Origin of the sequence: Yersinia sp. 2542 StPb PI (assembly GCF_048593855.1) — a bacterium.
GTDB classification, from domain to species: domain Bacteria; phylum Pseudomonadota; class Gammaproteobacteria; order Enterobacterales; family Enterobacteriaceae; genus Yersinia; species Yersinia enterocolitica_E.
On the sequence record NZ_JAZGQA010000053.1, the window covers coordinates 1 to 24,960 of the forward strand.

Genomic DNA, 24,960 nt, shown 5'->3' on the forward strand with positions numbered 1-24,960 from the left:
AGCGGTGAGGTTATTTTAATAAAAGCTATTCTAGCTAACCTGTATTTATATCTACGTCTGCACACGGATGTGCCTTATTATTAATTATTACCCTGTCGCATTGCTCGCGGCAGTCTGCTTTTTATTAACCGATATATACCCACCAGGGATTTATATCTAAAGTAATTGTAGAGCAGCTAACATTGCAGCAACTTCAATTAGGTACGCAGCTATTTCTTTTTAGTGACAATAGAGTGGTCATGGTCACAATGCTCATGGCTTTCGCATGCTTCAACTTCCCCGCATTCAGCACATAAACCGTGCGCTTCAACCACACTGTGACGCAGTACAAAACCTGATTGTTTTGCTAACTGTGCCAATGCCTCTTCAATGCCCACTGTGGTGCGTTCAGTGACTATTTTGCACCGATCACAGATAAATAGCGCTGAAGTATGGGTTGGCTCTTCAAAATGATGACATAACACATAACTATTAGCCGACTCGACGCGGTGAATAAACCCTTGCTCCAGCAAAAAATCCAATGCGCGATAAACAGTTGGAGGCTTGGCTTGTGGCTCAGACACACGCAACAAATCCAACAGGTCATAGGCACTGATTGCGCCAGGTTGTTGTGCCATTAAGCGTAGTACTTCAAGACGCTGCGGTGTCAGCCGGACGTTACGTTGTTGGCACAGACTTTCAGCCTGAGCCAGCAGCTTTTCCTCATCGATAGGTTTCATTATATCCATCCCGCAGCATTTGAATTGAATTGATTTTACCATATTTAGCGTTAATCGCCGAGAGGTGAAAAAACGAGGGGAAGGTGGGTATCACACTTTTGTTAATTCACAGGATTCGATGACAGAACGATCAGTCGTAGAGTTCAATTATCACACAGGCAGCTATGGTCAGCTTCTATGGTATAATTAGTCATTCCATCCCTTTGTAGGGTTCGCTCGGCGGGCAACTTCAAAGGGTATTTGATGAAATAATAACCGATGAAATCACCGTAAATGCACGCAGCCCAGACTTTTTCCAGCACCCCGGCCAATAAGCCACACTACCCCCTACAACGTTTCTCCGTCGCGCCGATGCTCGATTGGACCGATCGTCATTGCCGTTATTTTCATCGTTTGTTAACCAAGCAGACCTTGTTATATACCGAAATGGTCACCACCGGTGCCATTATTCATGGTAAAGCTGACTATCTGGCTTATAGCGAACAGGATCATCCGGTGGCACTGCAACTTGGAGGCAGTGACCCGCAGGCGCTGGCCCATTGTGCCAAATTGGCTGAACAACGCGGCTACAATGAAATAAACCTAAATGTGGGTTGCCCGTCTGATCGGGTACAAAATGGTCGTTTTGGCGCTTGCCTGATGGGTGAGGCTGAACTGGTCGCTGACTGCATTAAAGCTATGCGCGATGTGGTTTCTATTCCTGTCACCGTTAAAACTCGTATCGGCATTGACCAACTGGATAGCTATGAGTTCTTGTGCGAGTTTGTGCAAACGGTGGCGGACCGTGGCGAATGCGATATCTTTACCATTCATGCTCGCAAAGCCTGGCTCTCAGGGCTTAGCCCGAAAGAGAACCGTGAAGTGCCACCGCTGGATTATGAGCGGGTTTATCAGCTCAAGCGTGATTTCCCAACACTGACTATTGCCATTAATGGTGGTGTGAAAACGCTGGCTGAAGCCAAAGAGCATCTTAAACATCTTGATGGGGTAATGATGGGCCGTGAAGCCTACCAAAATCCAAGCATTTTGACCCAAGTGGATCGCGAACTATTTGATGTGAATGCCCCAGTGGTCGATAGCATTAAGGCGATTGAAGCGCTTTATCCTTATATCGAACAGGAGTTGTCTCGCGGCGCTTATTTGGGCCACATCACCCGGCATATTCTTGGGATTTTTCAGGGAATTCCTGGTGCGCGCCAATGGCGTCGTCATCTAAGCGAAAATGCCCATAAGCCTGGTGCTGGCGTTGCTGTAGTAGAGCAAGCCTTAGCGCTGGTCACTCGGCCTTATACCCTTCGTCCTTGAAGTCGCAGGGTTGTTAGCTACGCGAGTTACTCGGCCCATCCGGTGGGCCTCGCATCGCGAGGCCGCTGCAAGCAGCGTTCAAATCTGCTCCCGGCAGATTTGTCACCCAAATCACTTGACTGTGTAAGCTCATCGGGATGCGTTCACTTGCTGCCTACCTGCGACGCCAATTACTTTGGGGATAATAGAATAGTAAATTAGCTATAAGTTAGTCAAATTGACCATGCCTATCCATTTTTCTGGTAGGCATTAATATTACTTAATCAGTAAATTCAATGAATTAGCCGATATGTTAAAGTTGGCATGCTTCTTGTAGTACTTCTTATAAAATCCCCGATTTGTTCGTTATATTTAATGATGTGGTTGTGGGACATACACCCTTATTAAGGAGCCAGCCATGTTTGAAATTCTCTTTGTTATCGGCTTTTTTGTCATGCTGATGGTAACCGGTATTTCCCTGTTAGGGATCTTCGCTGCATTGCTGGTGGCTGCTGCTTTTATGATGGTGGGTGGCTTATTCGTCATGATGATTAAGCTGCTACCTTGGTTGATTCTGGCGGTTGTGGCGGTCTGGATATGGCGTTCGATGCAGAAACCGATAGTCCGGCGTTACTAAAATTTCCCTTTCTTGCGGTAGCGATCACAGCCTGAAAGATTAGTGGGGCGAATCAGAGGGAAAACGTATTTTTTCTCGGGCGTGCTTGCTAGGATGCTAACCGATACGATTTGGTATCGCATTTTCATCCCTGCCAGAGGTAAAAATAGCCGTATAAACGGCAGTTAGCTCTGACAGAATACGCTGCTGTACCCCTACATGTGCATCAAAGAAAGCGTTGTAAAGAAGGGCTCCTTAATCGGAGCCCTTTGTTTTTTCAACAATATTACCTTAGGAATGGCCAAACAACTCAGGGTATCAGTAAGCTGGATCCTGTGGTCTGGCGGCTTTCTAGGATTTGATGGGCACGGTGAGCATCACGCAACGGGAATTGCTGTGCTTTTGCCACATCGACATTAATGGCTCCGCCAGCAATCAGTGAAAACAGTTCGTGGCTGGCACTTGCTAACTCTTGCCGATTGGTGACATAAGTGTTGAGGGAGGGGCGAGTAACATATAGCCCGCCTTTTTGGTTCAGGATGGCAAGATCTACTCCTGTCACTGGGCCGGAGGCATTACCGAAACTCACCATCAAGCCTCTGCGCTTAAGGCTATTAAGCGAATCCAGCCAGGTACTTTTCCCAACCGAGTCATACACCACACCCACTTTCTCGCCATTCGTCAGCTCTGCCACCCGTTCGGCGATATTTTCTGTACGATAGTTAATCGTGGCCCAGGCGCCAGCGGCTTTTGCCAATTCGGCCTTTTCATCAGAGCCAACACTGCCGATAAGCTTAGCACCAAGCGCTTTCGCCCACTGGCAAGCAATTAGCCCGACACCACCCGCCGCCGCATGGAATAGGAATACCTCACCCGGTTTTATCTCGTGGGTTTGGCGCAACAGATAGTGGACGGTCAGCCCTTTGAGGAATGATGCTGCGGCCTGCTCGAAAGAGATGTTGTCAGGAAGTATGGCAATCTTCTCTGCCGCAACATTATGCACTTCGCTGTAAGCCCCGAGAGCTGATTGGGCATATACCACCCGGTCACCGACGTTGATTGTGTTAACCGACGAACCAACTTTGGTGACAATTCCCGCCGCCTCTGTTCCCAACCCACTAGGAAACTGTGATGGTGAATAAAGCCCACTGCGAACATAAGTATCGATATAGTTAATACCGATCGCTTTGTTTTCTACCTGAACTTCATGTGCTGCAGGGTCAGAAGGGGTGAAGTCAAGGTATTGCAACACTTCCGGCCCGCCAGTGGTACTGAATTGGATATGCTTTGCCATGGTAGCTCCTATAGATAGGTGTATTTTCACCCTACAGGGTTCTGCTCGGAGTGCCAAGATCTGGCTAATACCGATATGTAATAGGGAATATTATTACCTCTGCGAATAAGACGGTACTGCAATGTGAGCGGCATTTTTTTCCTCATCACCGAACTTTCTGAACTCATCAGCTCCATTCATTTGCGGTCTACCTGCAACTCCAATTACTTTGTGTATATACTAGGCCGTTATATTTTCTATTCGATATTTTCCTATCGCAACAAAGGTAAAGAACACTCTTCATGGCCGCAAAAAAACCAACCAACAATATGACAGAGCCACGAGACCGCCAGATGGAAGGGCTGAAACTCCCGCCTCATTCGCTGGAGGCAGAGCAGTCCGTGTTGGGCGGTTTGATGCTGGATAATGAACGCTGGGATAATGTGTCAGAACGCGTTGCCAGCAATGACTTCTTCAGCCGCCCGCATCGCCGAATCTTTACTGAAATGCAGCGTTTGCTGGAAAACAGCAAACCGATCGATTTGATCACCTTATCTGAGTCGCTAGAGCAAAAAGGCGATCTGGATTCGGTGGGGGGATTTGCCTATCTGGCAGAGTTATCGAAAAACACCCCAAGTGCGGCGAATATTGGTGCCTATGCTGATATCGTGCGCGAACGTGCGGTAGTTCGTGAAATGATCTCGGTCGCCAATGAGATAGCTGACGCCGGTTATGATCCTCAAGGGCGTAGCAGTGAAGATCTGCTGGATTTGGCTGAATCCAAAGTGTTTCAGATAGCTGAAAGCCGTGCCAGTAAAGATGAAGGGCCGAAAAGTGTCGATCAAATCCTCGAAGCCACGGTCGCGCGAATTGAGCAACTTTATCAGCGGCCCCATGATGGGGTGACCGGTGTTTCAACCGGCTTTACCGACCTTGATAAAAAAACCGCCGGATTACAGAAATCAGATTTGATCATTGTCGCCGCACGTCCATCAATGGGTAAAACCACGTTTGCGATGAACTTGTGTGAAAACGCCGCGATGATGCAGGAAAAACCGGTATTGATCTTTAGTTTGGAGATGCCCGGCGATCAGATCATGATGCGTATGCTGGCGTCGCTGTCACATGTTGACCAGACCCGTATCCGAACCGGCCAACTCGATGATGAGGATTGGGCGCGTATTTCCAGCACCATGGGTATATTGATGGAAAAACGCAATATGTACATCGATGACTCATCCGGTCTGACACCGACAGAAGTGCGCTCCCGCGCGCGGCGTATTTTCCGCGAACATGGTGGTTTGAGTCTGATTATGATCGACTACCTGCAATTGATGCGGGTACCGTCTCTTTCAGATAACCGAACGTTGGAAATCGCCGAGATTTCGCGCTCACTCAAAGCACTGGCGAAAGAGTTGCAAGTCCCGGTAGTGGCGTTATCACAGCTTAACCGTAGTTTGGAGCAACGTGCTGATAAACGGCCAGTTAACTCCGACTTACGTGAATCCGGCTCTATCGAACAAGATGCGGACTTAATCATGTTTATCTATCGTGACGAGGTGTATCACGAGAACAGTGATGAGAAAGGGATCGCGCAGATTATTTTGGGTAAACAGCGTAACGGTCCGATCGGATCTGTCCGGCTGAAATTTAACGGTCAATGGTCGCGCTTTGATAACTATGCCGGTCCACAGTACGACGACGAATAGTTTCCCCTTAGTCCTTGACGCTGCAGGGTTGTTAGCGGCGATGACTCACGCGGAACCCTCGCTGGCAGGCGACCTGCAACATCAGGTTCTTTGGGTATAACATCAATTATTAAGGATAAGAAATGAAAGCGGCAACAGCAGTAATCGACCGCCGCGCTCTGCGACATAACTTGCATCAGGTACGGCGCATGGCGCCACAAAGCCGCCTGATTGCTGTTGTGAAAGCAAACGCTTATGGCCACGGGTTATTAGAAACAGCACATACTTTGCAGGATGCCGATTGCTATGGCGTCGCGCGCATCGGCGAAGCTCTGATGCTACGTTCTGGCGGAATTGTAAAACCTATTCTACTGCTGGAAGGGTTTTTTACCGCAGAGGACTTGCCTATTCTGGTGGCTAACCGGATTGAAACCGCAGTACACAGTATTGAACAATTAGAAGCGCTGGAAGCGGCCAATCTCCCTGCTCCGATCAATGTCTGGATGAAGCTCGATACCGGTATGCATCGTTTAGGAGTCCGTCCTGAGCAGGCCGAAGCCTTCTACCAGCGGCTATGTGCTTGCGGCAACGTTAGTCAGCCAGTTAATATTATGAGCCACTTCAGTCGTGCCGACGAACCTGAAGTGGCTACTACCCGCCAGCAACTGGCGTGTTTTGACGCCTTTGCTATTGGCAAACCGGGTAAACAGTCTATTGCTGCATCTGGCGGTATTTTGCTGTGGCCGCAAGCGCATCGTGATTGGGTTCGTCCCGGTATCATACTGTATGGCGTTTCGCCGCTGGATGAACCTTATGCCAGCCATTTTGGTCTACTGCCAGCGATGGCATTAAAATCCAGCCTGATTGCTGTACGTGAACATAAAGCCGGTGAGCCAGTGGGCTACGGCGGTACTTGGGTCAGTGAACGTGATACGCGTCTGGGTGTGGTGGCGATTGGTTACGGTGATGGTTATCCGCGCAGCGCACCATCGGGTACGCCGATGTGGGTCAATGGCCGCGAAGTGCACATTGTGGGGCGGGTATCGATGGACATGATTTCAGTTGATCTTGGGCCAGATAGCAGCGACAAAGTCGGTGATGAAGTGCTGTTGTGGGGCGCGGATTTACCGGTTGAGAAGATCGCCGCTTACACCGGTATCAGTGCCTATGAATTGATCACCAAGCTGACCTCCCGAGTAGCGATGGAATATTTAGGGGAATAAGGTAAGCTGACTAATCAAGGTATAGACAATTATTATCAATCCAGGAGAGCAGCGCCGTGTTCCAAAATGTTGATGCCTATGCAGGTGACCCGATCCTGTCATTGATGGAGAGTTTTAAAGCCGATAGCCGGGCACATAAAGTGAATCTGAGTATCGGGCTTTATTACAATGAGCAGGGTGAGATCCCGCAAATGCAGGCAGTGGATACCGCTGAAACCCAATTGAATGCTCAGCCACATGGGACACCGGTTTACTTGCCGATGGAAGGTCTGCAATCTTATCGTACTGCTATTTTGCAGCTACTATTTGGCAGCGATCACCCTATGCTGGCTCAGCAACGAGTAGCGACTATCCAAACTGTCGGTGGCTCCGGTGCATTGAAAGTGGGTGCTGATTTCCTTCATTCCTATTTCCCAGATTCTCAGGTGTGGGTCAGTGACCCTACGTGGGAAAACCATGTCGCTATTTTCAGTGGCGCAGGGTTTAAGGTGAATACCTACCCGTACTTTGATAATGACAAGCTGGGCGTAAAATTCGATCAAATGCTGGCAACGTTGCAGCAGTTACCGGCCAGAAGCATTGTTTTGCTCCATCCTTGCTGCCATAACCCAACCGGATCTGATCTGACGAATGCACAGTGGGATCAGGTTATTGGCGCGGCTAAAGACCGGGATCTGATCCCGTTCCTGGATATTGCCTATCAGGGTTTTGGTGCTGGGCTGAATGAAGATGCTTATGCGATTCGAGCCATGGCGGCAGCGGAGTTACCCTGTCTGGTCAGTAACTCCTTCTCTAAAATCTTCTCTCTGTATAACGAACGGGTCGGTGGCCTTTCCGTGGTATGTGAAAGTGAAGAAGCTGCTGGTCGGGTATTGGGGCAACTGAAAGCCACGGTGCGGCGTAACTATTCCAGCCCGCCAAACTTTGGTGCACAGGTTGTTTCAAAAGTACTGCATGACAGCGAGTTACGGGCGCAATGGCAGGCTGAAGTGGAGCAGATGCGTCGGCGTATTATTGAAATGCGCAGCACGTTGGTGGAAGCCTTGAAGGCAGCACTACCCAATCGCAATTTTGATTACTTACTGCAACAGCGTGGCATGTTCAGCTATACCGGTTTTAGTGCCGCTCAAGTGGACCGTCTGCGTGACGAGTTTGGCGTGTATCTGATTGCCAGCGGCAGGATGTGTATGGCAGGCGTCAACCACAGCAATGTTCAGCGGGTAGCAGCTGCGTTTGCGGCAGTACAGTAATTAGAGATCCGCGTTATCTGAGACGACGAACTGTTTAAGGCGATAGAAATATCGCCTTTTTGCTTTATTTTTTCCACCATCTTTCCGTCACTTATCCACATAACCTGTCTGGTTAGCCCTCCGCCAATGGCTGTAAATCGATTAAAGAATATACTAAATAAGGTGGCAGCCCCATGCCCAATGATCATTCATCGCTCACAGTAAATCTTCTGTTATAAGTGCAAGCTAATACTTCAGCATGTTGCTGTATCCGATGGAATGAATACGCTATGAGGCCCTTTCGCTAGACGGCACTGGCCCATTACAGGAGATAACCCAATGAATAATTCAGCATTATTGGAATACTGCATGTCTAAACCGGGGGCAGAGCAGAGTGATCATGAGGAATGGCAGACCAATCAGATTAAAGTAGCCGATGTGATGTTTGCGATGGTGGGTGAAATTGGTGGGCGGCCCTCTATTTCGGTAAAAACCAGCCCTGAGTTGGCGGAGAGTTTGCGAGAGCAACATCCGGAGATCGTGCCGAGTGAACACTTGAATAAAGCGCACTGGAACACGGTGTTTCTGGATGGACAATTACCGAACTCACAATTTTACTCGTTAATTGACCGCTCTTATCAATTGGTATTGCAGGGGTTACCGGAACATAGGCGACAGGAGCTGGCTGTTTGATACCCCCTTGGTACTTGGAGTTGCAGGGTTGTTAGCCAGGTTCATTATTTGGCCCATCCTTGGGCCTGGCTGATTTGTTGTTCACGGGTTGCCAACCTGCAGCTCCAATGATTTTGGATGCTGATAGATTATTTGATGCTCTACTTACGTTGCAGCATTGGCTTGAGGAAGCGTGCGGTATGTGACGCGGCGCATTCTGCAACAGTCTCTGGTGTACCGGCGACCAGAATCTCGCCACCGCCACTACCGCCTTCTGGCCCCAGATCGACAATCCAATCAGCAGTCTTAATCACATCCAGATTGTGCTCAATGACCACAATGGTATTGCCCTGATCGCGCAGCTGATGCAACACCGCCAGCAGTTGCTGAATATCAGCAAAATGCAGACCGGTAGTCGGCTCGTCCAGAATATAGAGCGTCTGACCGGTGCCGCGTTTTGATAGTTCACGCGACAGTTTCACCCGTTGCGCTTCACCACCCGACAGCGTAGTCGCAGATTGCCCCAGACAGATATAGGACAGGCCCACATCTATCAGTGTTTGCAGCTTACGCGCCAGTGCCGGAACCGCATCAAAGAACTCGCGAGCCTCTTCGATAGTCATCGCCAGCACTTCGTGGATACTTTTACCTTTGTATTTTACTTCCAGCGTTTCACGGTTATAACGCTTACCTTTACACTGGTCGCATGGCACATAGATATCGGGCAGAAAATGCATTTCGACTTTAATCACCCCGTCGCCCTGGCAGGCCTCGCAACGACCCCCTTTGACGTTAAAGCTGAAGCGGCCTGGCGTATAACCACGGGTACGTGATTCAGGAACACCGGCAAACAGCTCACGAATGGGGGTAAAGATACCGGTATAGGTCGCCGGGTTAGAGCGTGGCGTCCGGCCAATCGGGCTTTGGTCAATATCGATGACTTTATCGAAATGCTCCAAGCCTTGAATTTCACGGAATGGCGCCGGTTCGTTGCTGGTCGCGCCGTTCAACTGGCGCTGGGCGATACAATATAAGGTGTCGTTGATAAGCGTTGACTTACCTGAGCCAGAAACCCCGGTAATACAGCTAAACAGCCCGACCGGCAGGGTCAGCGTGACATCTTTCAGGTTATTGCCGCTGGCACCAATCAGTTTTAACACTTTGGTTGGGTCCCCCGGCACGCGTTGCGCAGGTATGGCGATTTCTCGTTTGCCGCTAAGGAACTGACCGGTCAGTGACTTAGGCTCAGCCATGATGTCCTCAACGGTCCCTTCGGCCACCACCTCACCACCATGCACACCCGCACCCGGGCCAATATCAATCACATGGTCGGCTGCGCGGATAGCGTCTTCATCATGTTCCACTACAATCACGGTGTTACCCAGATTGCGCAGATGAATCAACGTTTCCAGCAACCGTTCATTATCACGTTGGTGCAAGCCGATGGACGGTTCATCCAGTACATACATGACACCCACCAAGCCGGCGCCAATTTGACTGGCCAAACGGATACGTTGCGCTTCACCACCAGACAGTGTTTCCGCCGAACGGGACAACGACAGATAATTCAGCCCGACGTTAACCAGGAACTTCAGCCGATCGCCAATCTCTTTCAGTACTTTCTCAGCAATTTGCGCCCGCTGACCACTTAGTTTCATGTTTTGGAAGAAGGTCAGTGCGTGGCCGATGCTCAGTTCAGAAATCTCGGGCAAAGTGGTGTTTTCGACAAACACATAACGCGCTTCGCGGCGCAAGCGAGTACCGTGGCATGAAGCACAGGAGCGATTGCTAATATATTTGGCCAGTTCCTCACGTACTGCACTGGATTCCGTCTCTTTATAGCGACGTTCCATATTGTGCAACACCCCTTCAAATGGGTGGCGGCGAACGGTGGTATCACCCCGATCGTTAATGTATTTGAATTCAATGGTATCTTTGCCAGAACCGTATAAAACGGCGTGCTGTATCGCGCTATCGAGCGAGTTAAATGGCGTTTCGATATCAAACTTATAATGATCTGCCAGTGAACGCAGCATCTGGAAGTAATAGAAGTTGCGGCGATCCCAACCACGGATGGCACCACCCGCCAGCGACAGCTCTGGATTCTGTAATACACGGTCTGGATCAAAGAACTGCTGTACCCCTAAGCCGTCACAAGTTGGGCAGGCGCCCGCCGGGTTGTTAAAGGAGAACAGGCGTGGTTCCAACTCACTCATACTGTAGCCGCAAATCGGGCAGGCAAAGTTGGCGGAGAACAGCAACTCTTCGGCGTGAGGGTCGTCCATATCGGCAACGACGGCAGTACCACCAGAAAGCTCCAGTGCCGTTTCAAATGATTCAGCCAGACGCTGAGCCAGATCTTCACGCACTTTGAAGCGATCGACCACCACTTCAATGGTATGTTTTTTTTGCAGTTCTAATTTCGGTGGATCAGACAGATCACACACCTCGCCATCGATCCGCGCCCGGATATAGCCCTGCATAGCCAGACCTTCCAGCGTTTTGGTATGTTCGCCTTTGCGATCTTTTACCACCGGAGCCAGTAACATCAAGCGGCGGCCTTCCGGCTGACTGATGACGTTATCCACCATCTGACTGACGGTTTGCGCGGCTAGCGTAACATCGTGATCTGGGCAGCGTGGTTCACCGACACGGGCGAACAGCAAACGCAGATAATCATGGATTTCAGTGATGGTACCCACAGTCGAACGTGGGTTATGCGAAGTTGATTTTTGCTCAATAGAGATTGCCGGTGACAGACCTTCAATATGGTCGACATCCGGTTTTTCCATCAGCGATAGAAATTGGCGCGCATAGGCGGAAAGAGACTCAACATAACGGCGTTGCCCCTCGGCATACAAGGTATCAAAAGCCAGTGAGGATTTGCCTGAACCCGATAGACCGGTGACCACGATCAGTTTGTCGCGCGGGATAATCAGGTTGATATTCTTAAGATTATGGGTGCGAGCGCCCCGAACTTCTATATTATCCATTCAAACACTTCCCGGATGTAAACTGAGCCTCTCCCGTGCCCTTTTTTACTCTTCGTACTTGAAGCCGCAGGGTTGTTGGCTGCGTTCACTCACCTAATCACTTACTGGCTGTAAGCTCATAGGGACTCGCTCGCCGCCTACCTGCAACTCCAATTACTTTGAGTAATGTATAGACGCATTTTGCAGCGTCAAAAAAGGACACAGCCAGTACGAAACGGATAATTATGACACAAAAAAACCTGAATGGATATCCAGTATTCGAGTGCAATTAAGGCAGATGTCATGATAAAACTGCAACACATTTCGCAGTTATGATCTACTGTGCCGTTTACCTGCTAGCGTGTTAAACTTACTCGCTTATACTCGTCATACTTCAAGTTGCATGTGCGTTAGCTACACTTAATAACCCGAATCACTTACGACAGTAAGCTCATCGGGATTATCTCGTTTGCCGCCTTCCTGCAACTCGAATTATTTAGAGCATGTACTGTACAAAATTTACTTCATCAGGAGAGTTCACATGGCCAGCAGAGGCGTAAACAAAGTGATTTTGGTCGGGAATTTGGGCCAAGACCCGGAAGTCCGCTACATGCCAAACGGCGGAGCTGTTGCCAATATCACCCTGGCCACTTCCGAAAGCTGGCGTGATAAAGCCACCGGCGAGCAGAAAGAAAAAACTGAATGGCACCGTGTGGTGTTGTTCGGCAAACTGGCAGAAGTGGCGGGTGAATATCTGCGTAAAGGCTCTCAGGTTTATATTGAAGGCGCACTGCAAACCCGTAAATGGACAGATCAGGCTGGTGTTGAGAAATACACCACAGAAGTTGTGGTTAATGTGGGCGGCACCATGCAAATGCTGGGTGGCCGTCAGGGCGGCGGTGCTCCGGCAGGTGGTGGTGCACCACAAGACGGCGGGGCGCAAGGCGGTTGGGGTCAACCTCAGCAGCCACAAGGTGGTAACCAGTTCAGCGGCGGTCAGACTTCACGTCCGGCCCAGTCTGCACCAGCAGCACAACCACAAGGCGGCAATGAGCCACCAATGGATTTCGATGATGATATCCCGTTCTGATGGCGCTGTTTTTTAAGCACAACAGTGCTGATTAGGAAAATAAAGCCCTGTCTCGACAGGGCTTTTTGTTGGTGTTAAGCCGCGCCTGAGGGATGAGATTTTTATACCTCGATATATCTGTTTTTGCTTTCTTAAAATCGGTGTTGGCAGCTTTGCAAACCAAAAAATGATTTTATCACTATAATCAATACTCTGATGTTCATCATATGGAGCTTGGTCATGGTCACGGTTCACCATCTGAATAATTCACGTTCACAACGTATCTTGTGGATGCTGGAGGAACTGCAAGTTCCTTATGAGTTGAAGCGCTATCAGCGCGACCCCGGCAGCTTACTGGCACCACCAGAATTGAAAAAAATCCATCCATTGGGGAAATCACCGGTGATTACTGATGGTGATCTCACCTTGGCGGAGTCTGGTGCCATTATTGAGTATTTACAGGAAACCTATGATGCACAGGGGCTATTTAAGCCCACCGGTCACTATGATCGTCAACAGTTCCGTTACTGGATGCACTATGCCGAAGGCTCATTGATGCCCTTGCTGGTGATGAAACTTATCTTTAGCCGATTGGGTGGGCCGCCAGTGCCGTGGATTATTCGCCCGGTTGCCAAGGCTCTGGGTGATGGCGTACAGAAAAGTTATCTGAATAAGCAAATTGCTACTCACCGCGATTATCTGGAACAGCATTTGACGAATAATCAGTGGTTTGCTGGCAGTGATTTCAGCGCGGCGGATATTCAGATGAGTTTTCCTATCGAGGCAATCAACACCCGTGGTGGTCTTGAGGGGTTCCCGAAACTGCAAGATTTCTTAGTGCGTATTCATCAGCGCCCAGCCTACCAACAGGCGATTGAGAAGGGCGGAGCTTACAAACTGGAAGGCTGATAACCGATGATTCGGCATCATTGCCACGCAAAGTAAATGAGTGTGAGGCTACTCACACTTTTGTTTCCCGTCAAATTAATGCTCCCCGACAAATTAATGTAAAAAAATGCAATAAATGTCGCTATCTGGTGTTGATTAGTCGCTGCCAATAGCTAGATAATCGTTTGCCTTCCAATACGCTTATTGCGGGGGGATTGTTTCCTTCGATTTTTTTTCAGTCATGCGTGCTTCCAGCTAATCGTTTGCTATTTTCTCCACCATGAAGATGTTGGAGGCGTTGTCGAGTTAATCGGCAAAAACGGAAACGATTACGTAGGGAAGGGCGCCTGACTTGCTGACTACTTTAAAATGACACACAGGGGACATAACCATGTCTAGCACCAACCCTCAAGTGAACCGGGCAGTAACGCCAAAAGGTTCGCTTGATGCATTTTTCAAGCTTAGTGAACGCGGCAGTAATGTACGCCAGGAAGTGCTGGCTGGCCTGACAACCTTTCTCGCCATGGTCTACTCGGTCATTGTTGTACCAAGTATGCTTGGCAAAGCGGGTTTCCCACCAACAGCGGTGTTTGTGGCAACCTGTCTGGTTGCCGGTCTTGGTTCTTTGTTGATGGGGTTGTGGGCCAACTTGCCGATGGCGATTGGTTGCGCCATATCACTGACAGCGTTTACGGCATTCAGCTTGGTGCTGGGGCAACACATCAGTATTCCTGTGGCATTGGGGGCAGTATTCCTGATGGGGGTGCTGTTCACTATTATCTCTGTGACCGGTATCCGTTCATGGATATTGCGTAATTTGCCGATGGGCGTGGCACATGGTACCGGTATCGGTATCGGCTTGTTCCTGTTGCTGATTGCAGCAAACGGTGTCGGCCTGGTTATCAAAAACCCGATTGAAGGTTTACCGGTTGCACTGGGTGCATTTACCTCTTTCCCGGTCATGATGACTTTGCTGGGGCTGGCGGTGATTTTCGGTCTGGAAAAACTGCGAGTGCCGGGTGGCATTCTGCTGGTGATCATCGCCATCTCGGTTATCGGCCTGATTTTTGATCCGAGTGTGACCTATCAAGGGCTGTTTGCGATGCCAAGCCTGGCGGATGCTAACGGCAATTCATTGATTTTCAGCCTTGATATCATGGGTGCATTGAAACCTGTGGTGCTGCCAAGTGTATTGGCATTAGTGATGACTGCCGTATTTGATGCCACCGGGACTATCCGCGCGGTAGCGGGTCAGGCTAATTTGTTGGATAAAGACGGCCAGATCATCAGCGGCGGTAAAGCTCTGACATCTGACTCCGTCAGCAGCATTTTTGCTGGTTTGGTGGGCGCTGCGCCTGCGGCGGTTTATATCGAATCTGCCGCCGGTACTGCCGCTGGTGGTAAAACCGGTTTGACCGCTACCGTGGTAGGTATTTTGTTCCTGCTGATGCTGTTCCTGTCGCCACTATCCTATTTGGTTCCGGCTTATGCGACGGCACCGGCTCTGATGTATGTAGGGTTGCTGATGTTGAGCAACGTATCCAAACTGGATTTCGAAGACTTTGTTGATGCGATGTCTGGCCTGCTCTGTGCCGTGTTTATCGTGCTGACTTGTAATATCGTCACCGGTATTATGTTGGGCTTCAGCTCGCTGGTTATTGGCCGTATCTGTTCCGGTGAATGGCGTAAACTGAATGTCGGTACTGTGATTATCGCTATCGCGTTAGTGGCATTCTATGCGGGTGGCTGGGCAATCTAAGCGATGAGTTTTTGCTGGCATCGGGGTGACGCTGTCCCCGATGCCACAGCGGTTTTTAATAACCCTATTTTCTTTGTTTTTTCCTGCCATCAGTTACAGGTTTTTTCCCCGTTTAACAAAAAAGTGATCTACTATCAAAAGCTAAACTCCGGCCCTGTCTACGGGCGGGTGAGGTTAAATCTTATATTGAGTTGTGTTGAGTTGAGTCTAAGGAAAGCATGGAAATCTTTTTTACAATCCTCATCCTGATTCTGGTGGTGTCGCTTTCCGGCGTTGTCACTCGGATGTTGCCGTTTCAAATCCCCCTTCCTCTGATGCAGATTGTCTGTGGTGCCTTGTTGGCCTTCCCCCACTTTGGTTTGCATGTCGATTTTGACCCGGAATTATTCCTGGTACTGTTTATTCCACCGCTGCTCTTTGCCGACGGCTGGAAAACACCGACACGAGAGTTTATTCACCATGGGCGGGAGATATTTGGTCTGGCGCTGGCATTGGTGCTGGTCACCGTGGTGGGTATCGGCTATCTGATTTACTGGATGGTGCCGGGTATTCCGCTGGTAGCCGCGTTTGCACTGGCGGCGGTATTGTCGCCAACCGATGCTGTGGCATTATCCGGCATTGTGGGGAAAGGGCGCATACCTAAATCGATTATGGGCGTATTAGAAGGGGAGGCGTTGATGAATGATGCCTCTGGTCTGGTTGCGCTAAAGTTTGCCATTGCGGTTGCAATGGGGACGATGGTCTTTACCGTGTCTGGTGCCACACTTGAGTTCCTAAAAGTGGCGATTGGTGGCCTGCTGGCTGGTGTGGCGGTAACCTGGCTATACAGTAAGTCACTGCGCCTGATGAGCCGCTGGAGTGGTGATGATCCGGCAACACAAATTGTCTTACTGCTGCTGTTGCCGTTCGCTTCTTATCTGATTGCTGAGCATATTGGCGTCTCCGGCATTCTGGCCGCAGTGGCGGCAGGGATGACCATCAGTCAGTCCGGGGTTATCCGTAATGCGCCATTGACGATGCGGTTACGTGCTGACAGCGTGTGGTCGATGCTGGAGTTTGTGTTTAACGGCATGGTGTTCATCCTGTTGGGGCTGCAATTACCGGGGATTTTGGAAACATCAATCATACAGGCTGAACTGGACCCAACCATTCAAACCTGGAACCTCTTCGCGGATGTTGCCATTATTTATGGTGCGTTGTTGGTACTGCGCTTTAGCTGGCTATGGTCGATGAAGAAAATCAGTAAACGCATCCTGACCAAACGGCCACTGGAGTTTGGCAATTACACCACACGTGAACTGTGGGTGGCGTCATTCGCAGGGGTACGGGGAGCGATTACTCTTGCCGGTGTCCTCTCTATTCCGTTATTCCTCAGCGATGGTTCAGCCTTCCCATCCCGTTACCAGTTGGTATTTATCGCCACCGGTGTGATTCTGCTGTCGGTTATTATCGGGGTGATTGCTTTGCCGCCATTGCTGCGTGGTGTGGTGGTAGCAGATAAAAGTGCCAGCCGTGAAGAAGTGCGTTTCGCCCGGGCGGCGACTGCCGAGGTGGCAATTGTTAGCCTGAATAAAATGGAAGAGCGGCTGGCAGCCAGCAGCGAGGAGAATATTGACCCAGAGTTGCTAAAAGAGATCAGTTCACGAGTTATCGGGACATTGCGACGGCGTACCGGCAGTAAGGATGAAATTGAGAACACCTTGCTGGTTGAGAATCTGGAGCGGCGTTTTCGTTTAACCGCATTACGAGCCGAGCGTGGGGAACTGTATCACCTGCGTGCGACGCAGAAAATCAGCAATGAAACGCTGCAAAAACTGCTGCACGATTTGGATTTGCTGGAAGCGCTGCTGATCGAAAAAGAAGGTTAACGCTTCTTAAATCCGGCTGCCGTTCGGTGGCCGGTTTATAAAAAGGGTGAGGACACCCTCACCCGCAAGTACGCAATGGAAAACCCAAAGTAATGAATCAGTTAATGAATAACCTGCGCCAGAAACGCCTGGGTGCGCTCTGATTTCGGGTTAGAAAAGAATTCGGCGGGTGGTGCTTGTTCCACTATCTCCCCACGGTCCATAAAAATAACCCGATCGGCAACGGTACGGGCAAAACCCATCTCGTGGGTTACACACAACATGGTCATGCCTTCATTTGCCAGACTGATCATGGTATCCAGCACTTCTTTCACCATCTCAGGGTCCAGCGCCGAGGTTGGTTCATCAAATAGCATGATTTTGGGTTTCATACACAGCGAACGGGCGATTGCCACCCGCTGCTGCTGGCCACCGGAAAGTTGGCCGGGGAACTTATGGGCGTGCTCTGCAATCCGCACTCGTTCTAAATAATGCATTGCCAATTCGTCGGCCTCTTTCTTTGGCATCTTACGTACCCAGCTTGGCGCCAGCGTGCAGTTTTGCATCACCGTTAAGTGCGGGAACAGATTGAAGTGTTGGAACACCATGCCGACCTCGGTACGTACCCGTTCAATATTGCGCAGGTCATCGTTAAGTTCGATGCCATCCACCATGATTTTCCCCTGCTGATGCTCTTCCAGATGGTTGATGCAGCGGATAGTGGTAGATTTACCTGAGCCAGAAGGACCGCAAAGTACGATGCGTTCGCCAGGGCGCACATGTAAATTGATATCTTTCAATACGTGGAACTGCCCGTACCACTTATTGACGTTTTCCAGCGTAATCATCATTTTATCACCTGGAGTTGGCTGATTGTCGCTCATGTTATGCCTCAATGTGTGGAACGTCCGGTGTGAAAGCGCTTTTCCAGATGCTGGCTGTAGCGCGACATGCTGAAACAGAAAATCCAATAGACAGCGGCGGCAAAGACATAGCCTTCGGTCGACATCCCCAACCAGGCAGGGTCGACGGTGGCTTGTTGCACGCTGCTGAACAAATCAAACAGACCAATGATGATAACCAGACTGGTATCTTTAAACAGGGCGATAATGGTGTTTACCAACCCGGGGATCACCATCTTCAGGGCTTGTGGCAAAATGACCAGCCCTTGGGTTTTCCAATAGCCCAGCCCCAGTGACTCGGCGGCTTCGGTCTGTCCTCTGGGCAAGGCCTGTAACCCGCCGCGCACCACTTCTGCCACATAGGCCGATTGGAACAATACCACCCCGACCAAGGCACGGATCAGTTTGTCGATGCTGGTGCCTTCGGTCATAAACAGCGGCAACATCACCGAGGACATAAACAGCACGGTGATTAGCGGCACCCCGCGCCAGAACTCGATAAATACCACTGACAGAATACGCACCACTGGCATACTCGAACGGCGGGCCAAGGCCAATAAAATCCCCAGCGGTAGCGCACCGGCAATACCTACTGCGGCAATGATCAGCGTCAGTGTCAGGCCGCCCCACTGGCGGGTCTCAACCCGGGTTAACCCGAGGAAACCGCCATATAACATCAACCACACCAGCAGTGGGTACGCCACCATCCACACCGCCAAATAGCGGCCTCGATGTGGCATAGCGCGCCAGAACAATGGAATGAGCGTCAGCAATCCGATGATCAAGGTGGTGTTGATGCGCCAGCGCTGCTCAATGGGATAAAGGCCATACATAAATTGGCCAAAGCGCGCATGAATAAACACCCAGCAGGCACCCTCACGGGTACAATCAGTGCGCGATGTACCTAGCCAGTTGGCGTTAAAAATAGTCCAATTCAGTAATGGCGGGATCAATTGCCACATCAGCCACAGGCACAGCAGCGTCAGCAGACTATTAGTCCAACTGGAAAACAAATTCTTTCTCGCCCAAAACACCATCCGGCTTAACGGGTTGCCCGGCCGTACTGTGCTGGGTGGTTCACGGGTTAGTGTCATCGTCATTCGCTTCCCTTAGCGCTCTACCAGCGCGATCCGCCGGTTGTAGAGATTCATTAAAAATGAAATGGATAGGCTAATAACCAAATAGACTGACATGGTAATGGCGATGGTTTCTATCGCCTGACCAGTCTGGTTCAGCACTGTGCCGGCAAACAACGACACCATATCTGGATAGCCGATAGCGGCTGCCAGTGAGGAGTTTTTGACGATGTTCAGGTATTGACTGGTGAGTGGCGGAATGATGACCCGTAACGCCTGTGGCAGAATAACCTGACGCAAGGTGACGGTGTTGGGCAGCGCCAGTGAACGGGCTGCTTCATGCTGACCATAGGGCACGGACTGAATGCCTGAACGAATCACCTCAGCAATAAAGGTCGAGGTATAAACTGACAGTGCCAAGGTCAAGGCCGCCAATTCAGGGATAAGAACCAGGCCACCTTTAAAGTTAAAGCCGCGTAACTGCGGTAGATCCCAATGCAGTGCCGAGCCATACAGAAAATGGGCCGCTGCTGGTAGAGCCATCAACAGTAGTAAGGCCATCGGCCAGGTGCGGTGAAACTGACCGGTATGTAACTGACGGAAATGGTTATAGCGATACAGCGCCACGGTGATAACAACGGCCAGCAGCACAGCGAGTATGGCGGGTATAAAACCGGCAGCAAACTCCGGTGATGGCAGATACAAGCCACGGTTGCTGAGAAAAGCCACACCGAAGGCATCCAGACTCTGTCGTGGCCCCGGTAGATTGCGTAATACCGCGAAATACCAGAAGAAGATTTGCAGCAAGGGCGGGATATTACGGAATGTCTCGATATAGATAGTGGACAGTTTGCGTAACAGCCAGTTATCAGATAAACGCGCCAGCCCAAGGAAGAACCCGAGGATCGACGCAAAGAAAATACATAATACTGATACCAGCAAGGTATTGAATAACCCGACCAAAAACACCCGGCCGTAGGTATCACCTTGCTCATAATCGATAAGATGCTGAACAATACCAAAACCGGCGCTGTTATTCAGGAAAGCAAAGCCGGAGGTGATGCCCCGGGTCGACAGGTTGGTAATGGTGTTATGGAAAAGATACGCACCGCATCCGATCAGTATCAATAGCGCGATAATTTGATACAACCAGGCGCGTACCGCTGGATTGGTCAGCGAAAAGGCACCTTTGACGGTTGGGCGTTGTGACATAGTGTGGGCCTCGGTCTGGATAATACATCCGGCAGGGCGGGCCTGCCGGAGAGGTAATCAGTAATCAGCGAACCGGAGGCGCGTACTGGAGACCGCCATTGTTCCACAGCGCATTCTGGCCGCGTTTTATTTTCAGCTCACTGCCCAAACCGACGTTACGGTCGAAGCTTTCGCCGTAGTTACCCACTTGTTTCACGATTTTAACCACCCAATCGTTAGGCACTTTCAGATCTTTACCATAGTTGCCTTCCTGACCTAACAGATGGGCCATATCCGGTGTGGTTGGTTTTGCTGCCAGTGCTTCGACGTTTTTCGACGTCACACCCATCTCTTCAGCATTTAACATGGCAAACAGTGTCCAGCGCACGATGGCGAACCAGTCCTCATCACCCCGGCGCACAACCGGTCCCAGTGGTTCTTTAGAGATAACTTCCGGTAATACTATAAATTCGTCTGGTTTACCTAATTTGATACGCAGTGCGTACAGTTGTGATTGGTCAGAGGCCAATGTGTCACAGCGCCCGGAATCCAATGCCTTGGCACTTTCGTCAGAACGGTCGAAGGTAACTGGAGTGTATTGCATTTTATTGGCTTTAAAGTAATCAGCGACGTTCAACTCAGTATCTGTACCGGCCTGAATACACACCGTCGCCCCGTCCAGCTCTTTGGCGCTTTTCAGCCCCGCTTTATTGTGGGTCAGGAAGCCGATACCGTCGTAATAGTTCACTCCGGTAAATAACATCCCCATGCCAGCATCACGGGATGAAGTCCAGGTGGTGTTACGTGACAAAATATCAACTTCACCCGATTGCAGGGCGGTAAAACGCTCTTTTGCGGTAAGCGGGGTGTATTTTACTTTTTCTGCATCACCAAAAATGGCAGCAGCTACGCCACGGCAGACATCGACATCCAGACCAGAGAACTTGCCGCTGGCATCTGCATAGGAGAAACCGGGCAACCCATCACTGATACCACATTGTACAAAACCTTTTTTCTTCACCGCATCCAAAGTAGTGCCCGCGTGGGCCTGACCCGCTAATGCCACTAATGAGGCGGCGGCAACCAGTGTTGAAATCATTATTTTCTTCATGAAAGCGTCCTGTGAGGCAAAGTCGAGCCTATTTTAATTTTGTAGCGCACCAGTGATGCACCGTCGCTGTCTGTTGGCGTGTAGCCAGTTTGGTATTAGCAAATGGGATGCCAGAGTTGCATTTCATTGATGATATGAGTAATTACTTAGCGTTAACTCTTTGTAGGTAATTTCTGACCGGGTAGGATGCACTTAAATGGCGCATTTAACGGCGGATTGATACTTTTTAGTGCAGAAAATTCTTATATACAGCGATGAACGAGAGATAAGAGTAATTGAACCAGACTGAGGTATACATTTCGTCAATGTAATAACATAAAAAGCGGCATAGACAGGTGAAATTCGGATTTTTTAAATCTCTGATCCGTTATCTAATCCTCTTGGGAGTGTTTTAACGTAAACACATTAGAGAGAAGGATAGGGATTATGCCTCGTTATTTAACCGCCCTGATGTGCGGGCTGCCATTGCTGTTTACCGCCAGTTGTCTGGCACAGGTGAATGTTGAAACTGCAAAATGCAGTGATACCGATTTTACTCAGGTTCTGTCTTGTTACAGAGAAAAGCTGGCCGCAGAACCCCTTATCTATAACTTGCTCAGTCAGGAAAACCTGCCGGGGTTGGAGTGGCGCCGTTACCAACTGACCTCGCAGAATTGGTCGCCGGAGAGCTTAGTCTCCCCTGCTGCATGGCAGCATGAAGTGGAGATCTTTATTCCCGAAAATAGCACGTCCACCAAGGCGCTGGTGGTCATCAATAATGGTACCAACTATGGTACTGAAACCATTCCTCCCTCCGGTCCTGGCGATTTTGCTATCGAGACCTTGCAAAATATTGCCCGCTCAACTGACACGGTGGTGATTGCCATTAGCACCATTCCCAATCAGTACCTTGAATATCAACAAGATGGGAATCCGCGTAAGGAAGATTATAGTGTTGCGCGTAGTTGGACTTTATTTATAGATGCCCCAGAAGCCCGTTCAATATTACCGCTACATGTCCCGATGGTGGCGGCGATTTCTCAGGCGATGACCATGGCACAGCAAGCCTTACCGGAAAAAGCCTTAGACAGTTTTATTGTCACCGGTTTATCCAAGCGTGGCTGGACCAGTTGGCTGACGGCAATTGCGGATTCACGTGTGGAGGCTATTGTGCCTTTTGTGATTGATCTGCTGGATACCCGCGCCGCATTGGAACATATGTATCAATCTTATGGTGGCAACTGGCCTATAGCCTTCACCCCCTACTATCAGGAAGAGATTGATAAGAAACTGAGTACCCCCGGCTTTGCCAAACTGATGCAGATTATGGATCCCCTACAGTACCTGACGAGTGAGTATCAACCCCGGCTCAGTATTGCGAAATACATTATTAATGCCAGTGGTGATGATTTCTACGTGCCTGATAATACGGATTTTTATTATGACAAATTACCCGGTGATAAAACGTTGCGGGTTGTACCTAACTCCAGTCACTCTGGTATTAAAGCATTTAGCGAACAGTCGTTGATCACCTTTGTTAACCGTTTACGGCAAGCCACACCGATGCCGCAGTTGAATACCACTCTGGCAATGAAAGATAAGGTGCAAACCGTCACGGTTAGTCTGTCAGAGACGCCAGAAAAGGTGCTGTTATGGACCGCAGCTAACCCCGATGCTCGCGATTTCCGCTATGCGTGCGATATAAGATATAGCGCATTTCCGTTGGCCGTGGCCCCGGGTAATACCCTTGAAGTTGCACTTAGCACGCCAGCTACCGGTTGGCAGGCGACCTTTATCGAGGCCACATTCAGTGATGGCTTCGTGGCAACCACGCCAGTTTATGTCTCGCCGCAGGAGAGTTATCCCACTACAGCCCCCCCTACCGGTGGGCCTGCATGCAAAACGTTGCCGGGGCGTGCGCTTATCACACCAGACGATGCGATAGATGATCCCGATGAAGCTGAAGCGCAGTTATAGCTTCGCGATATTGAGTGGATGTTAGCTAATAAAAAACCCGACATAGGCCGGGTTTTTATGACAGATCTTGTTGATGCTTAATACAGCGATGGCGCACCGGCTGGGCGGGTTTTAAAGCGGCGGTGTAGCCACAGATATTGCTCAGGTGCGCGCATGATCTCTTTTTCGATAACTTTGTTCATATAGCTGGCGGCCGCTATCTCATCATCAAGCGGATAGTCTTCTAATGCCGGCTGGATCAGCAAGTCATAGCCGCTACCATCTGTTTTACGCAGTAAAACCAATGGCAACAGTGCCGGTTTGGCTAGCCGGGCCAACATAAAAGTGCCACTGGTGGTCGCGGCCTGATTGACGGCGAACAGTGGTGCAAACACACTGCCACGTGGGCCGTAATCCTGATCCGGTGCAAACCACACAGCTTCACCTTTTTTCAATGCCTGCACCATGCCACGAAGATCTTTACGGTCCAGCATGGCCTTATTCGAGCGCATACGGCCCCAGGTCTGCACTAATTCCATCACTTTATTGTTATGCGGGCGATACATCGCCATCATTGGCTGGCATTGCCCCATTACGCGGCCGCCAAGTTCCAGCGACATAAAATGGACGCCAATCACCAGTACGCCGCGCTGTCCTTGCTGCGCTTTTTTCAGGTTATCCAGACCCGTCACGGTAAACCAGCGCTTAATGCGCGCATCGGGCCAAAACCAGGCCATGCCGGTTTCCAGCAACCCCATGCCTAAGGATTCAAAATTACCGACGATAGTCCGTTCAAGAGTTTGCTTATCCATATCAGGGAAACAAAGCTCCAGATTGCGCCGGGCGATAGATACCCGCCGTTTCAGGAAGCGCATTGAGGTACGCCCCAACCAAATTCCTAACTTGTTTAACAGCGGGTAGGGGAGTTGGACTAACAGAAATAATACCCCCAGGCCAAACCAGGTCAGCCAGTAGCGCGGGTGGAGCAGTGAGATATGGAATTTCTGCGGCTTTATCATATGAACTCTATCGTTATGCGTTAAGTGCGGGTTTGTAACGCATATGGATGTAACTCGATAGCGATACATTTCTTCAGACACCGGTGGTCAACTATTGTTTTGGTGAATACGACAATTGACATAATTTTTACATTAAAAGCGGGGTCGCGTAGGGGATGGTCATGAAGGCAGGCTATCTATAAGCGATGGGGGCTTTCAGAGGATTATACCATATTCGCGATAAATGAAAGAAAAAGATCAACGCCAGATGTGCTGGCGGAATTATCGCGATATAAACTGCGTTACTGTTCGGCATATCGCAGAAAATGGTGCCTTAGAATCGAGGAGAAATAAGCCAACTGGCTGGAAAATGAGAGACTCATCTCAATTTCGATTAATTATTGTTACCGTTGTTCTATTTTGGGGTTATCGACGTGCCACAGAGGGAGTTATAAATTCAATTTGTGTTTTTAATGTTATTAATTTGATGTTTATTTGTATTTATTAC

General features: G+C 49.8%; 20 protein-coding genes. 12 read left to right on the forward strand and 8 right to left on the reverse strand.

The features are described from left to right. Positions 1-209: 209 nt before the first annotated feature. On the reverse strand, positions 210-719 hold the full coding sequence (zur, locus tag V1952_RS09030) for a zinc uptake transcriptional repressor Zur (RefSeq protein WP_372560373.1): 510 nt from the start codon (positions 717-719) through the stop codon (positions 210-212). A 273-nt stretch (positions 720-992) separates the two neighbouring features. On the opposite strand from zur, the gene dusA reads away from it, so the two are divergent. Together dusA and pspG are read left to right on the forward strand one after the other, a co-directional pair. Further along, positions 993-2,024, forward strand: coding sequence for a tRNA dihydrouridine(20/20a) synthase DusA (dusA, locus tag V1952_RS09035; protein ID WP_372560374.1), 1,032 nt, complete (start codon positions 993-995; stop codon positions 2,022-2,024). 397 nt (positions 2,025-2,421) lie between these two features. Continuing rightward, positions 2,422-2,640 carry an envelope stress response protein PspG gene (gene pspG, locus V1952_RS09040; RefSeq protein ID WP_420071404.1) on the forward strand — a complete coding sequence of 73 codons (219 nt, stop codon included), beginning with the start codon at positions 2,422-2,424 and terminating at the stop codon, positions 2,638-2,640. 289 nt (positions 2,641-2,929) lie between these two features. Here pspG and V1952_RS09045 read toward each other — a convergent pair whose 3' ends face one another. Beyond that, positions 2,930-3,913, reverse strand: coding sequence for a quinone oxidoreductase (locus V1952_RS09045; RefSeq protein WP_372560375.1), 984 nt, complete (start codon positions 3,911-3,913; stop codon positions 2,930-2,932). A 281-nt stretch (positions 3,914-4,194) separates the two neighbouring features. Here V1952_RS09045 and dnaB point away from each other — a divergent pair, with 281 nt between their 5' ends. The 4 genes from dnaB to V1952_RS09065 all read left to right on the forward strand — a co-directional run bounded on the left by dnaB (position 4,195) and on the right by V1952_RS09065 (position 8,725). Then, a complete protein-coding gene (dnaB, locus tag V1952_RS09050) occupies positions 4,195-5,601 on the forward strand; it encodes a replicative DNA helicase (protein ID WP_005191462.1) in 1,407 nt (468 codons plus the stop codon). A 122-nt stretch (positions 5,602-5,723) separates the two neighbouring features. Then, positions 5,724-6,803: an alanine racemase gene (gene alr, locus V1952_RS09055; RefSeq protein ID WP_420074631.1), complete on the forward strand. Its 1,080-nt coding sequence runs from the start codon at positions 5,724-5,726 to the stop codon at positions 6,801-6,803. 56 nt (positions 6,804-6,859) lie between these two features. Beyond that, on the forward strand, positions 6,860-8,053 hold the full coding sequence (locus tag V1952_RS09060) for an amino acid aminotransferase (RefSeq protein WP_420074632.1): 1,194 nt from the start codon (positions 6,860-6,862) through the stop codon (positions 8,051-8,053). A gap of 318 nt (positions 8,054-8,371) precedes the next feature. Further along, positions 8,372-8,725 (forward strand): MmcQ/YjbR family DNA-binding protein, encoded by a 354-nt coding sequence (locus tag V1952_RS09065; protein WP_083162137.1) that lies wholly within the window; start codon positions 8,372-8,374, stop codon positions 8,723-8,725. Positions 8,726-8,865: 140 nt separating this feature from the next. On the opposite strand, the gene uvrA is transcribed toward V1952_RS09065, so the two are convergent. Then, complete coding sequence (gene uvrA / locus V1952_RS09070; protein ID WP_420071401.1) at positions 8,866-11,697, reverse strand: excinuclease ABC subunit UvrA; 2,832 nt, start codon at positions 11,695-11,697, stop codon at positions 8,866-8,868. A 520-nt stretch (positions 11,698-12,217) separates the two neighbouring features. On the opposite strand from uvrA, the gene ssb1 reads away from it, so the two are divergent. The 4 genes from ssb1 (at position 12,218) to V1952_RS09090 (ending at position 17,260) form a co-directional block, all read left to right on the forward strand. After that, positions 12,218-12,766: a single-stranded DNA-binding protein SSB1 gene (gene ssb1, locus V1952_RS09075; protein ID WP_005165221.1), complete on the forward strand. Its 549-nt coding sequence runs from the start codon at positions 12,218-12,220 to the stop codon at positions 12,764-12,766. A gap of 219 nt (positions 12,767-12,985) precedes the next feature. Then, positions 12,986-13,654, forward strand: coding sequence for a glutathione S-transferase family protein (locus V1952_RS09080; RefSeq protein WP_083162143.1), 669 nt, complete (start codon positions 12,986-12,988; stop codon positions 13,652-13,654). Positions 13,655-14,024: 370 nt separating this feature from the next. Continuing rightward, positions 14,025-15,392 (forward strand): NCS2 family permease, encoded by a 1,368-nt coding sequence (locus V1952_RS09085; RefSeq protein ID WP_372560378.1) that lies wholly within the window; start codon positions 14,025-14,027, stop codon positions 15,390-15,392. Positions 15,393-15,610: 218 nt separating this feature from the next. Then, on the forward strand, positions 15,611-17,260 hold the full coding sequence (locus V1952_RS09090) for a Na+/H+ antiporter (protein ID WP_083162147.1): 1,650 nt from the start codon (positions 15,611-15,613) through the stop codon (positions 17,258-17,260). A gap of 101 nt (positions 17,261-17,361) precedes the next feature. On the opposite strand, the gene V1952_RS09095 is transcribed toward V1952_RS09090, so the two are convergent. The 4 genes from V1952_RS09095 to V1952_RS09110 form a co-directional block, all read right to left on the reverse strand. After that, a complete protein-coding gene (locus tag V1952_RS09095) occupies positions 17,362-18,123 on the reverse strand; it encodes an amino acid ABC transporter ATP-binding protein (protein WP_042568985.1) in 762 nt (253 codons plus the stop codon). Between the two features lie 8 nt (positions 18,124-18,131). Continuing rightward, positions 18,132-19,235 (reverse strand): amino acid ABC transporter permease, encoded by a 1,104-nt coding sequence (locus V1952_RS09100; protein ID WP_420071407.1) that lies wholly within the window; start codon positions 19,233-19,235, stop codon positions 18,132-18,134. 15 nt (positions 19,236-19,250) lie between these two features. Next, complete coding sequence (locus V1952_RS09105) at positions 19,251-20,429, reverse strand: amino acid ABC transporter permease (protein WP_372560381.1); 1,179 nt, start codon at positions 20,427-20,429, stop codon at positions 19,251-19,253. Positions 20,430-20,493: 64 nt separating this feature from the next. Further along, positions 20,494-21,519, reverse strand: a complete 1,026-nt coding sequence (locus V1952_RS09110) for an amino acid ABC transporter substrate-binding protein (RefSeq protein ID WP_083162157.1) — start codon at positions 21,517-21,519, stop codon at positions 20,494-20,496. A 426-nt stretch (positions 21,520-21,945) separates the two neighbouring features. Here V1952_RS09110 and V1952_RS09115 point away from each other — a divergent pair, with 426 nt between their 5' ends. Beyond that, positions 21,946-23,475: a PhoPQ-activated pathogenicity-related family protein gene (locus V1952_RS09115; protein WP_372560382.1), complete on the forward strand. Its 1,530-nt coding sequence runs from the start codon at positions 21,946-21,948 to the stop codon at positions 23,473-23,475. Between the two features lie 77 nt (positions 23,476-23,552). Here V1952_RS09115 and lpxP read toward each other — a convergent pair whose 3' ends face one another. Continuing rightward, positions 23,553-24,473, reverse strand: a complete 921-nt coding sequence (lpxP, locus tag V1952_RS09120) for a kdo(2)-lipid IV(A) palmitoleoyltransferase (protein ID WP_083162159.1) — start codon at positions 24,471-24,473, stop codon at positions 23,553-23,555. 223 nt (positions 24,474-24,696) lie between these two features. On the opposite strand from lpxP, the gene V1952_RS09125 reads away from it, so the two are divergent. Further along, a partial coding sequence (locus tag V1952_RS09125; RefSeq protein WP_420074633.1) for a hypothetical protein occupies positions 24,697-24,960 on the forward strand: 264 nt, incomplete at its 3' end.